Origin of the sequence: Danxiaibacter flavus, from assembly GCF_041060425.1 — a bacterium.
Classification (GTDB): domain Bacteria; phylum Bacteroidota; class Bacteroidia; order Chitinophagales; family Chitinophagaceae; genus Danxiaibacter; species Danxiaibacter flavus.
The window spans coordinates 19,534-32,078 of the sequence record NZ_JAULBC010000008.1 but is presented as its reverse complement, the minus strand read 5'-3'; the positions used below and the strand labels follow the sequence as shown (position 1 = coordinate 32,078).

The following is a 12,545-nucleotide window of genomic DNA, read 5'->3' as shown; positions in this document are numbered from 1 at the left end:
ACGTTGTCCTACACTTAACAGTGTAGGACAAGTTAAAACAGACCAGGATTTATAGGATTTTGAAGATTGTCAGATTTGGCAAGTAGTTGTCCTACACTTTGAAAGTGTAGGACATATAAAATTCTGGATCAGGGTTAAAAGAACTTTACTGATTGAAGAGATTGAAATGCGGAGATTGAAAATTACATTGATAAGTATTTGTCCTACACTTTATAAGTGTAGGACAAATACTTATCAAACCGCACTCCGCTGCTAAAATTTTTCGATGGCCGAAATAGAACATACAACTTATTCCGGCTCTATACAAAACACTGCTTATAACCTAAAACAACCAACGATCGATGGCCACGGAAAAATTCAAACAATCGCTGGGTTTATTGGACGGCACCATGCTGGTTGCCGGTGCCATGATTGGATCGGGAATCTTTATCGTAAGTGCGGATATCACACGTAATGTGGGCTCCGCGGGATGGCTGCTTCTTATCTGGATCCTTACGGGTATCATTACACTTACTGCCGCTTTAAGCTATGGTGAATTAAGCGGCATGTATCCAAAAGCCGGCGGACAGTACGTTTACCTTCGCGAAGCTTATAACCCTTTGGTGGGCTTTTTATATGGCTGGAGTTTTTTCGCCGTTATCCAAACCGGTTCAATTGCAGCTGTAGGTGTAGCTTTCTCTAAGTTTGCCGCATACATCTTTCCTTCCCTTAGTGAACAAAATATTCTGGCGGACCTCGGCTTTATTAAGATTTCTGCCGCCCAGGTCGTCTCGATTTTAATGATCTGCCTGCTTACCTACATCAATACATTAGGCGTAAAACAAGGAAAGATCATTCAAACAACTTTTACTATTACAAAAATTGCGGCGCTTGTCGGTCTCGTTGTTTTCGGGCTGATATTCGGCGCTGATAAAAATATCTGGAACGCGAACTGGAGCACAGGCTTTGCGCTCAACAAACTGTCAACTACCGGAGTTGCCAACTATGCTGGCTTTGCTGTTATGGGCGCCATCGCTGCAAGCATGGTGGGAAGCCTGTTCAGCAGTGATTCCTGGAACAATGTAACCTTTATAGCAGGCGAAATAAAAAGACCGGAAAGAAACATCGGCTTAAGCCTGTTACTTGGAACATTGATCGTTACTTCCATCTATGTTATTGTAAATCTTGTTTACCTGGCTGTACTACCGCTTAATGAGATTGCATTTGCGGAAAATGATCGCGTTGCTGTTGTTGCGAGCCATAATATTTTCGGAACAAGCGGCACCTATATCATTGCGATCATGATCATGATCTCCACGTTTGGTTGTGATAACGGACTCATTCTTGCCGGCGCCAGAGTTTACTATACAATGGCAAAAGACAAATTGTTCTTTCGACAGGTGGGCATTTTGAATAAAAATGCTGTTCCAGCCACTGCACTTTGGATCCAGTGCATCTGGGCTTCAGCGCTCTGCCTGAGTGGCCGTTATGGTGACCTGTTGGATTATGTAATCTTTGTAGTACTGATCTTTTACATCTTAACCATCATCGGCATTTTCCGTCTAAGAAAAAAACAGCCACATATTCCAAGGCCCTATAAAGCATTCGGCTATCCGGTGCTTCCGGCTTTATATGTATTGTTTGCATCAACAATATGCATCGCTCTCTTTGTATATAAACCTACGTACACCTGGCCGGGTTTAGGCATCGTACTATTGGGTGTTCCGTTGTATTATATAGCCACGGGAAAACAAAAGAAAACGACAGCAATTGCGCAAAACATTGTAGAAGAAAAAATAAGCAGTTAGTTGATTGGCTTCTGGCTTCATTAACCCTGCTGATATATACTGATTTTATCAGGCTAGTCTATTAACCGATCAGAGAAAAAACCAACTGATGAAAAAAATTATTCTGGGAATATCAACACTGGCTTTATTAGGAAGCACAGCGTTTGCACAATCTTACCTGCCGCAAAAAAATGACACACGCTTTAAAGTGCATCCCGCGGTAGATACAAAAGCTTATGGTTTTCCATTACAGGATGTGAAACTACTTGCGGGAAGCCCGTTTGTAAATGCAATGGAAAAAGACTCTGCATACCTCATCAGTATAGAGCCCGACAGACTCTTGCACAGATTTTACAAAAATGCAGGTCTGCCTACAAAAGGTGAAGTATATGGCGGATGGGAAAGCGATGGTTTATCGGGTCATACATTGGGGCATTATCTTTCTGCCATCAGCATGATGTACGCTTCAACAGGTAATGTAGAGTTTAAAAAGAGGGCGGATTATATCGTCGATGAGCTGGCGCGTTGCCAACAGGCAAGAAAAACCGGATATGTTGGCGCTATTCCAAATGAAGACAGCATCTTCTATAAAGTATCTATAGGCCAGATAAAAACCGGTGGTTTTGATTTGAATGGAGGTTGGTCGCCATGGTACACTGTTCATAAAGTGATGGCCGGACTTGTGGATGCTTATCTCTATTGCGGCAACAAAAAGGCGGTGACCGTTGTAACCGGAATGGCCGACTGGACCGGCAATGTTCTGAGAAACCTGAGCGAAGAGCAATTGCAAAAAATGTTGCGTTGTGAATATGGCGGCATGAATGATGTGCTGGCAAATATTTATGCTATCACCGGCAACAAGAAATACCTGGATCTTTCTTACAAATTCTACGACAACTTCGTGATGGAGCCCTTGTCAAAAAGAATTGATCCAATGCCGGGCAAACACTCCAATACCAACGTTCCTAAAGCAATTGGAAGTGCACGCCAATATAGTTTGACAGCAAAAGAAAGCGACAAGACCATTGCTTCTTTCTTTTGGGAAACAATGACGCATCATCACTCATATGTAATCGGCGGCAACAGTAACTATGAATATTGCGGAGAAGAAGACAAGCTGAGCGACAGGCTAAGCGATAACACCTGCGAAACATGCAATACTTATAACATGCTTAAGCTGACAAGATATTTGTTTAGCTGGCAACCTTCTTCTGCTTTTGGCGATTATTATGAAAGAGCGCTTTACAATCACATCCTGGCATCACAAAATCCGGATGATGGCATGATGTGCTATTTTGTTCCGTTGCGCATGGGCACCAGGAAGCAATTCAGCGACCGTTTTAATACCTTCACCTGCTGCGTTGGAAGTGGTATGGAGAACCATAGCAAATATGCGGAAGGCATTTACTATGAAGGAAAAGATGGAAGCTTATATGTAAACCTGTTTATTGCATCTCAGCTTAACTGGAAAGAAAAAGGTATTGTTATCACACAGCAAACTTCATTTCCTGAAGGCGATAGCAGCAACCTGACTATTCAGACCAAAAAACCTACAGCGTTTGCTTTACGTCTGCGTAAACCTTATTGGGCAAGCAGCACGACAGTTCTTGTAAATGGTAAGCCGGTGAATCCTGAAACTGGTGCGGATGGTTTTATAGCAATTAATCGCACATGGAAAAACAATGATAAGGTCACGCTTGTTTTATCCAAATCCCTGCACACAGAAAGCATGCCTGACAACCAAAACCGCATTGCAGTAATGTATGGTCCGTTAGTGCTTGCCGGCAGACTTGGAGAAAACATGCCTGACCCTGTTTTTGGAACACCGGTTCTTTTGACTGACAACAAGAATGTGAATGAATGGATCAAACCTGTATCAAATGCAAGCTTAAGCTTTGTAATGGAGAATGTTGGCAAGCCTAAAGATGTTGAGCTGATCCCCTTCTACAAAATGTACAATGAATATTATAGTGTTTATTGGGATTACTTTACAAATGCTGATTGGAATGCGCGGCAGGAGGAATATGAAGCAGAAAAGAAAAGACAAAAGGATATTGCAGACCGTACAATAGATGTGTTCCGTATTGGCGAAATGCAGCCTGAAAGAGACCACAATCTTACAGCCAGCGAAAAGAGCTATGTGAGTGATGCGATTGGCGTAAATGGCCGCGAAGTACGTGCCGGCGGATATTTTGCATTCACCATGAAAGCTGATCCTGCAACTGCCAACAATCTTCTGCTGACTTATATCGGCGATGATAAAGACCGTAAGTTTGATGTCTTAGTAGAAGGACAAAAGATCGCAACTGAAGAATTAACGGCCGGAAAAACCGGCAAGTTCTACGACAAAACATACGAAATTCCGAAAGAGCTGATTGGGAATAAAACCTCGATCACGATTAGGATTGAGTCTAATTATGGTAAGACGGCTGGGAGAGTATTTGGAGTTAGGATTATCCGGTAAACCGGATCTTTTGCCTGGACCGAGATTTTGTCTGGACCGGGATTTATGGGATTTTAGGATGAACAGGATTATTTGGTTAGTGCGGATTTGGATTGGATTATTAAACAGGATTTTATAATCAGGGATACTACTGATTAGGCTTTTTTTAATGAACAGAATGAAAAGCAGCGAGCTGTTCGAGCCTAAGTACTTCGTACTTCGTAACTCGTACTTGCAAAACAACCGGCCCAAAAAGCCGGAAGTCCTCGCACATTTCACCATTCACCATTGACTATTCACTTATTAATATATCACATGAGCAAAGTAACAATTATAGGAGGCGGTATTATCGGGTTGAGCTCTGCGTATTACTTACAGCGCGCGGGATGGGATGTTACGGTAATTGACAAAGAGGATTTCCTGGATAACTGTTCCTACGGCAATGCGGGCTACGTTTGCCCGAGCCATTTTATTCCGCTGGCTACACCAGGCATTATTAAGCAAGGTTTAAAATGGATGCTGAATTCCAAAAGTCCTTTTTATGTACAGCCAAAGCTGAGTAAGGCATTGTTCGACTGGGGGTTTAAGTTTATGAAACATGCCAATGAAGAACATGTGGAAAGGTCTGCAGTCCCTTTGCGTGATATAGCGTTATTGAGCCAGCAGGAATATGAGATCTGGACGAAAGAAGTCGGCTTTGATTTCGCGTATGAGCACAAGGGGTTGCTGGAAATTTTCCAGACAGAAGCAAACGCAGAGCATGCTAAACATACTGTTGAAAAAGCACACAAACTTGGCTTGGATACTGAGCTATTGAATTATGATCAAATGCAGGCGCTTGAACCTCACACAAAGATCAATGGACTTGGTGCCATTTTCTTTAAATGTGATGGTCATCTCTATCCAAACAAATTAATGAAGGGACTTATTCTGAAGCTGAAAGAACTTGGTGTTAAGTTATTACCGCACCAGGAAGCAGTTCGCTTTGAAAAGAAAGGAAACTCTGTTACGAGAGTGATCACTGCTGATCAGAGTTTTGAAACAGATCATGTAGTTGTAGCAACAGGATCATGGAGCCGTGAAGTGGCTGCGCTACTTGATGTAAGGATTCCGTTGATGCCGGGAAGAGGATATTCTGTAACATTAGAAAACTCTCGTTATAAAGTTAATTATCCATCAATCTTAGTTGAAGGCCGTGTGGCTATTACGCCAATGGATGGCAACAAGATCCGTTTCGGCGGAACGATGGAAGTAGTTTCCACTAATACGCCACCTCGCTACAACCGTGTTGAAGGGATATTAAATGCTGTAAAAAGCTTTTATCCTGAATTTAATGTTTCCATGCCATCAACAGATAAGATCTGGTATGGATACAGGCCATGCTCTGCAGATGGATTGCCCTATATCGGCAAGACAGGTAAATGGGGTAATGTTACTATCGCAACCGGTCACTCTATGCTGGGATTAAGCCTTGGTGCGGGAACAGGGAAACTGGTTACAGAGTTGGTTAACGAAACAGCAACAAGTATTGACTTGAAACCTTTTGCGGTGGAGAGATAGCTTTATAGACATTATCTTCGTGCAAAGCCAGGAATACCACCTGGCTTTTTTCGTACCGCTTTTTGTAGTTTTTACGAATATTTTTTTGTGCAGATGAAATACATAGCTTTTAAATCACATTTGTAACTTAGTATTTCAATAAAAAATCATGACTCAAGTAGATATTGAACGACAAATTGAAGTAATCAGGCAGACAACTAAAGAAATCCTTAAAAGCAAGGCAACAGCCAGACAATTCCTGATTGATGCCGGAATTATCCAGGACAGTGATGTCAAAAACACGAGCAAAAAGAAGAAAAAATAAAAGGTGACATATCATCAACCCTTTCAAGTCATCGGATTTCATAGTTGCGATAAAGACTTGGCCCTTCAACTTTTAAGAGGATCAAATGAGCTTAGACCAAGTAATAACCCCTGGGACTGGCTGGGTCCTGGCATTTATTTCTGGGAACAGAATCCATATCGGGCATTAGAGTATGCGATGGAAGCGGCCTCTCAAAAACAAAAAATCAATGGATCAATAAGAACGCCGTTCATTATTGGAGCCATAATTGAGTTAGGGCGTTGCCTTAATCTTATAGAACCTAATGCAATCAACATCGTAAAAGAAGCATACACCAGCCTCGACAAAGCAACCAAAGAAAGCGGCGAATCACTGCCGCAAAACAAAGGAGCTAACCGGGCTTTAGATTGCGCTGTAATTAAGTATATCCATCAATCCAATGTACTCAAGAATGAACCTGATTATGATACGGTTCGGAGTCCTTTCCAGGAAGGTGGCGAAATTTATGCGAATGCAAACTTTAGCTCGCGACTTCACATTGAGATCTGTGTAAGAAATGTCAGTCTAATTAAAGGATACTTCTTACCCCAACCCGTAAAGAAATTTAATCCTTTTCTTTAGTATAGATACACGTTCCCGCAATAAAAGAAAATCGCCCCGAAATATATATCGGGGCGATTTTCTTTATCTCAACCTTTTCTAAAACCTGATCCTTGTTTATTTCAACGGAATATCTCTCTTCAGCATATTCTCTCTGTTAGCCATTTCCCAGGCTGTGTAGAATACAAGCCTCACACGTTTTTCCATCACATTGAAATTGATTTTGTCAACTGTATCTGTCGGACGGTGATAGTCTGCGTGAACGCCATTGAAGTAGAAAATAACAGGCACACCTTTTTTAGCAAAATTGAAGTGGTCTGAGCGGTAGTAGAACTTATTAGGATCGTTAGGATCGTTGAATCTTCTGTCAAGCTCCAGGTTCATGTATTTCTTGTTGATACTGTCGCTGATACCAAATAGTTCACTGCTCAATTTATCTTCACCAATTGTGTATACATAGTTTGTAGAATCACCTTCTTTACGATCCGGATCAATTCTGCCAACCATATCAATATTCAGATCAACAGAAGTTTTATCCAGTGGAAATGCAGGATGCTCGGAGTAATATTCACTTCCCCACAATCCTTTCTCTTCGCCAGATACAGTCATAAACACGATGGTACGTTTTGGAGAAATGCCTTTTGCTTTGGCTTTCGCGAAAGCTTCTGCTATCTGTAACACGCTCGTCGTTCCGGAACCATCATCATCTGCACCGTAGTAAATAACATCTCCCTTTTTACCCAGGTGATCATAGTGTGCAGTTACAAAAACATATTCATCTTTTTTGTCGGTACCAGGTAATACACCCAACACGTTTGTGCTGTGCAATGTTTTGGTAAAGCGTACGACGTTCAGATCAATTGTCGCAGGATAAATCCCCCTTACCTGTTTGGAAAGGTCAGAGAGTGCAGACACCTGTTTACCAACAATTGCTGCTGCAGCCTGTTTAGAAGCATAAACAACGGGAACTATACTCGAATCAGCGGTTTGCTTCAACTGCATATTTCCCAAACGTGCAAAAGCTTCTTTTTTAGGAAAATCGTTGGACACGATAATAACACCGCGTGCGCCATTCTTTTTTGCAAGAGCAACTTTCATGTATAATGCTCTAAGGTTTGAGCGAGATTCAGCATCAGGTGCTTTATCAACATCTGCCCGGGTTCCATCGATTAACAGCACCCATTTTTTACTCACATTCAATCCGTCGTAATCGTTGGAAGTTGAATCCACAATACCGAAGGATGCAAACACTACATCTTTGGCAGTGCGCTGAAATGTAGCAAAAGAACCGGCGCTTATTGTAAAGTCCTTATCTAACGTAAAGACTCTACCGTTAACAGAGAAAGAAACGCTTTGCAGTGAATCCTGGTAAACAGGGTATTCCATTTGATAGCCGTTTCCTGCTCCAGGCTGCAATCCCAGTTTTTTGAAATGATTTTCGATAAAAGTTGCTGCTTTACGCTGACCTTCTGTAGCAGTTTCGCGGCCTTCCATTCCGGGGCCTGCAATAACGGTCAGTTTGGTTTTCAGATCTTTGGCAGTGATGGTCTCGGCAAACTTCTTTGCCGGATCTTTTTGCGCCATAGCCGCAATACTTGCTATTACAGCTACAGAGAGTAGTAGTTTTTTCATGATGGTTAAATAATCCGATTTATGCGGAAATAATTAAAGCGGCTAAGTACGAGTTACGAAGTACGAAGTACTTAATCTTGATCTACGTAACGTTTCTCAGCCGCTTTCTTAAAAAAATTGTAACCGATATTTATTAATACGAATGTTTGGGCGAATAATGGTTGCCTCCCTTTCTAAATGGATTTCAGTCAATAAGCCTGACTTGATCGAAGTACTTCGTAACTCGTACTTCGTACTTAAAATAGCAAGTTAGAATTTAGAATGCATCGCCGCAATTTCACTATTCACCATTGACTATTCACGATCCAGCACTACATGCATGCCATTTTCTCTACACGTCTTCCGTGTCTTCCGCCTTCAAACGGTGTAGAGACAAATGTCTCGATTATTTCAAGCGCCAAAGGCAATGCGATAAAACGTGCAGGCAGGCAAACAACGTTTGCGTTGTTGTGCTGACGAACCAGTTTAGCAACCTCGTTTTCCCAAACAAGGCCGGCTCTTATTCCCTGGTGCTTATTTGCTGTAATGGCTACGCCATTAGCACTTCCACATAAAAGGATACCAAAGGCGGCTTCTTCATTTTCAACAGAAGAAGCAACAGGGTGAGCAAAATCAGGATAATCAACAGAATCCGGAGAATTGGTTCCGAAATCTTTTACCTGGAAGCCTTTTTCCTGTAACCAGGTTTTGATCGCTTCCTTATATTCATAACCCGCATGGTCGCAGCCGATTGCTATGGGTTTGTTTGTATCGAAAATGGTGTTCATAACGGTAATTTTAATGATGATGTTAAGATTAGCTCCACTCTTCTACTTCTTCTTCCTCTTCTTTATCCCAATTTTCATCATCTTCCTGCATTTTCTTATAGGCTCTTTTAGAAACTACAATACTCAGCTGGTACAACATAAATAACGGCGTAAATACAATCAATTGGCTTATCCAGTCAGGGCTAGGTGTAATAACCGCAGCTACTATCAGGATAACCACTATTGCAAATTTCCTCGATCTTTTCAGGAAATCAGGCGTGATCAGTCCGATTTTGGTGAGCGCAAAAGCAACTACCGGCAATTCAAAAGCAAGCGCACAGCCAAGGATGATATTGGTTAAATTATCCAGGTAGTCACTGATGGTAGGAATGGTTTCAACAGTATTGGACAGTTTAAATCCGCCCAAAAAGTTGAAGGTAAACGGCCCTAAAACAAAATAACCGAAAGCCGCCCCAGTGAAAAAGAACAGCGACACCCAAAAAATAATAAAGCGGGTGTTTCTTACTTCCTTCGGTTTTAAAGCCGGCTTTACAAATCGCCAGAATTCCCAAAACACATATGGAAATGCCGCTAGCACACCGCCAATCAGCGCCATGGAGATACCGCTTAAAAACTGACCACCGAAGGTAGTTGTCTGCATTTTTATCTGCAGCGGGTCCATACAAAGCGCTTTACCAATATGCAGCCAGTGACTGAAATCGCAAAGTGCTTTATAACTCACGAAGTCCGGGTTAATGGGGCCGGTAATGATGTTTGAATATACCCACTGTATATTAACGAAAATAACAATGGCCATTATTAGAATGGCAAGTACGGAACGTATGATATGCCAGCGTAACTCTTCCAGGTGGTCTATAAAAGACATTTCACTGTTGGAGGTTCTTTTTCTGTCGATAAATGATGTTGCCATTAAATTCTTACTACTTAAAATATAAGGTTGGCAAAGTTAAAGGTCTAAGGTATATGAGACGCACGGCAGCAAATAAAACTAGGCTAAATTGGGTGAAAAGTGAATGGTCAAAGGTGAAAGATGCATTCCTGCTTAAAAACTAATAAGCGTTTCCATTCAAAATATGGCAAGGCAACAATCCAAACCCATCGCAAAGCGCTAAATATAAACTACTTAAACATGTTAATTGTTCTTCAGCATCCAATTCTTCTCTTATTCTTCCTAAGCTTTTATCATTCGGAAAAGTAACTGCAATAAGTTAAAATGTTGTATTTTTCACTATTGACTATTCACTATTCACGCCCCACTACCTCAACACCTTCATCTTTACCATTTCAATACGGGTGTCGCTAACGTTCAAAATGTCAAATTCATACCGGTTGATGATTATTCTTTCCTTTAACTTAGGTATGGTCTCATGTTCACTTATAATGTATCCTGATAATGTTTCCGCCTCATTTTCAGGAAATTCTATATCATATTTTTCTTTCAAATAATCCAGCTCCAGTCTGCCGGAAAAAATGAATTCATTCTCGGAAATCTGTTTTTCTACAAATTCTTCAGTGTCGTATTCATCTTTTATTTCCCCAAAAATCTCTTCCAGTACATCTTCCATGGTAATTATTCCAGCTGTTCCGCCAAATTCGTCCACCACCCAGGCAATGCTTTTGCCCTCTTTTGAAAATTTGGTGATCAGGTCCGTTGCACTCATGCTTTCAGGAACGGCAGGGATTGGCAGTAAGATAGATTGTAAAGATTGCGGCTTTTTGAACAAATCCAGCTGATGAATATATCCCTGGATGTTATCAATATTGTCCTTATAAACAATTATCCTGCTCAGTTTGGTTTCTATAAACCTGGTCTTTACTTCATCGATGGACAGACTTAGATCAATGGCTTCAACTTCGGTTCTGGGCACAAGACACTGCCTGATTTTTACCATCGGCAACGAAAGCGCATTTCTGTACAATTCTGCGTTTAATTCATCCGTATTCTCGTCCTGGTCTTTAACCTGCTGAAAAAAGTTTTCGATGTCAATGCGCGAAAAGGCCTCCGCCTTGTCTTTTACACGAACATTGAAAAGATTTTTCAAAATCCATTCAGAGATCTTCACAAAAATCGAAGCGAACGGATAAAAAAGGCTGTGAAATAAATTGATCATCGGCGCAAAGAAATTCAGCAACACATCATTTTTAGCCCTGAAAATTGCTTTGGGCATAAACTCACCGAAAACCAGTACAATAAACGCGGAGATGATGGTATCACCAATCAGTTGCACGTAGGCATTTTCAACGTGCAGAAAGGCCCACAACGAACTTTTGTTTAACTGGCTGAAAAGAAGGCCGTACACCACCATAAACACGTTGATCCCCACCAGGCAGGTGCCGAGGAATTTTGCAGGTGAGTCCATAAAGCCGGAAAGAATGACTGCACTTTTCTTTCCCTGCTTTTTCTTAAGCTCTATGCTTAGCCTGTTGGCACTGATGAAAGCAATTTCAATACCGGCAAAAAAGCCGATAAAGATCAAAGTACCTACTATGGCGAGTAATATGTTTAATTCACTCATGAAACAAATGTAAAAATTAATAGTCAATGGTGAATAGTGAATTCAGTCATTAGTGAATGGTCAATAGTGAAAGGTGCAACAGTTTCCGGCCAGCTAAGCCTTTTAATTCATAATGTAAAAAGCCCTAAACTTTTACACGGCAATGACTACCCTAACTGAAGTCTACAAAAAGCACACGAAAACGGCATCTTTGACTATTGATTATTCGCTATTGACCTTAGTGACTGCCTGCAAAAGCCTCGCGAAAACTGCATCTTTGGCTATTGACCATTCACTATTGACTTAGTGAATAGTGAATGGTCAATAGTGAAAGGTGTGGCAGATTCCGGTTGGATAGGCCTTTTAATCTTTGAGGTGAAAAGCTCACGCCGAACATTTGGCAATTCATTAAGACCTCAATGAATGCACGCAAAAGCCTCGCGAAAACTGCATCTTTGGCTATTGACCATTCACTATTGACTTAGTGAATAGTGAATGGTCAATAGTGAAATGTGCAGCATCTTTAGATTTTGCGATCCCTTCAATTTCAGATGATTGAAAAAAATTAGAAAGTCACAGTTTTTGACTATTTACTATTGACTACCTTAACGAGAGGCCACAAAAAAGTGAAGCAGCCTGTGCCTTTGACCATTGACTATTCACTGTTGACTTGCCGCTATTGACTATGATGCATCAACACTATCAAACACCACCACCTTGCTCCACAAATGTGAACATTCCTCAACAAATTTCAGGTGGATGGGATCTACCTGATAGCTATCCTGATCTGCGGCATTATCAAACAAAGCCAACCATGAAGCCGCATAAGTGCGCTCAATTACGTCCCTGTTTGTTGCTGCAGGAACGCCGATATGATGTTTTTGAATGGTTTCAACCTTTGCCAGTTTATTCAAACCATCGAGCAGTTGTGCCAGATCTTCCTGCGAACCTGGATTTTTTAGCCAGAAATACACGTGATGAACAAATAAGTTTTTCATG

The 12,545-nt window shown here is 41.3% G+C and carries 10 protein-coding genes; 5 read left to right on the top strand and 5 right to left on the bottom strand.

What is annotated here, in order from left to right:
* The first annotated feature begins 341 nt into the window (after positions 1 to 341).
* The 5 genes from QTN47_RS21795 (at position 342) to QTN47_RS21775 (ending at position 6,673) form a co-directional block, all read left to right on the top strand.
* Entirely contained in the window at positions 342 to 1,787 is a 1,446-nt protein-coding gene (locus tag QTN47_RS21795; RefSeq protein ID WP_369331549.1) for an APC family permease, read from the top strand.
* Positions 1,788 to 1,875: 88 nt separating this feature from the next.
* A complete protein-coding gene (locus QTN47_RS21790; protein WP_369331548.1) occupies positions 1,876 to 4,230 on the top strand; it encodes a glycoside hydrolase family 127 protein in 2,355 nt (784 codons plus the stop codon).
* Positions 4,231 to 4,524: 294 nt separating this feature from the next.
* Positions 4,525 to 5,769, top strand: coding sequence for an NAD(P)/FAD-dependent oxidoreductase (locus QTN47_RS21785; RefSeq protein WP_369331547.1), 1,245 nt, complete (start codon positions 4,525 to 4,527; stop codon positions 5,767 to 5,769).
* Positions 5,770 to 5,917: 148 nt separating this feature from the next.
* A complete protein-coding gene (locus QTN47_RS21780) occupies positions 5,918 to 6,073 on the top strand; it encodes a hypothetical protein (protein ID WP_369331546.1) in 156 nt (51 codons plus the stop codon).
* A 3-nt stretch (positions 6,074 to 6,076) separates the two neighbouring features.
* Positions 6,077 to 6,673: a hypothetical protein gene (locus QTN47_RS21775; protein ID WP_369331545.1), complete on the top strand. Its 597-nt coding sequence runs from the start codon at positions 6,077 to 6,079 to the stop codon at positions 6,671 to 6,673.
* A gap of 96 nt (positions 6,674 to 6,769) precedes the next feature.
* On the opposite strand, the gene QTN47_RS21770 is transcribed toward QTN47_RS21775, so the two are convergent.
* The 5 genes from QTN47_RS21770 to QTN47_RS21750 all read right to left on the bottom strand — a co-directional run bounded on the left by QTN47_RS21770 (position 6,770) and on the right by QTN47_RS21750 (position 12,544).
* Positions 6,770 to 8,284 carry a M28 family peptidase gene (locus QTN47_RS21770; protein WP_369331544.1) on the bottom strand — a complete coding sequence of 505 codons (1,515 nt, stop codon included), beginning with the start codon at positions 8,282 to 8,284 and terminating at the stop codon, positions 6,770 to 6,772.
* 311 nt (positions 8,285 to 8,595) lie between these two features.
* Positions 8,596 to 9,051 (bottom strand): ribose 5-phosphate isomerase B, encoded by a 456-nt coding sequence (rpiB, locus tag QTN47_RS21765; RefSeq protein ID WP_369331543.1) that lies wholly within the window; start codon positions 9,049 to 9,051, stop codon positions 8,596 to 8,598.
* Positions 9,052 to 9,079: 28 nt separating this feature from the next.
* Positions 9,080 to 9,961 (bottom strand): twin-arginine translocase subunit TatC, encoded by an 882-nt coding sequence (gene tatC / locus QTN47_RS21760; protein ID WP_369331542.1) that lies wholly within the window; start codon positions 9,959 to 9,961, stop codon positions 9,080 to 9,082.
* Positions 9,962 to 10,307: 346 nt separating this feature from the next.
* Positions 10,308 to 11,567 (bottom strand): hemolysin family protein, encoded by a 1,260-nt coding sequence (locus tag QTN47_RS21755; RefSeq protein WP_369331541.1) that lies wholly within the window; start codon positions 11,565 to 11,567, stop codon positions 10,308 to 10,310.
* Between the two features lie 662 nt (positions 11,568 to 12,229).
* The gene (locus QTN47_RS21750; protein WP_369331540.1) at positions 12,230 to 12,544 is read right to left on the bottom strand and encodes a Dabb family protein; all 315 of its coding nucleotides are present in this window, start codon (positions 12,542 to 12,544) and stop codon (positions 12,230 to 12,232) included.
* Position 12,545: the final 1 nt, after the last annotated feature.

What these genes read in the sequence shown, in the direction of transcription:
- QTN47_RS21795 (WP_369331549.1), top strand. Translation starts at nt 342, where the DNA reads ATGGCCACGGAAAAATTCAAACAATCGCTGGGTTTATTGGACGGCACC.
- QTN47_RS21790 (WP_369331548.1), top strand. Translation starts at nt 1,876, where the DNA reads ATGAAAAAAATTATTCTGGGAATATCAACACTGGCTTTATTAGGAAGC.
- QTN47_RS21785 (WP_369331547.1), top strand. Translation starts at nt 4,525, where the DNA reads ATGAGCAAAGTAACAATTATAGGAGGCGGTATTATCGGGTTGAGCTCT.
- QTN47_RS21780 (WP_369331546.1), top strand. Translation starts at nt 5,918, where the DNA reads ATGACTCAAGTAGATATTGAACGACAAATTGAAGTAATCAGGCAGACA.
- QTN47_RS21770 (WP_369331544.1), bottom strand. Translation starts at nt 8,284, where the DNA reads ATGAAAAAACTACTACTCTCTGTAGCTGTAATAGCAAGTATTGCGGCT.
- rpiB (WP_369331543.1), bottom strand. Translation starts at nt 9,051, where the DNA reads ATGAACACCATTTTCGATACAAACAAACCCATAGCAATCGGCTGCGAC.
- tatC (WP_369331542.1), bottom strand. Translation starts at nt 9,961, where the DNA reads ATGGCAACATCATTTATCGACAGAAAAAGAACCTCCAACAGTGAAATG.
- QTN47_RS21755 (WP_369331541.1), bottom strand. Translation starts at nt 11,567, where the DNA reads ATGAGTGAATTAAACATATTACTCGCCATAGTAGGTACTTTGATCTTT.
- QTN47_RS21750 (WP_369331540.1), bottom strand. Translation starts at nt 12,544, where the DNA reads ATGAAAAACTTATTTGTTCATCACGTGTATTTCTGGCTAAAAAATCCA.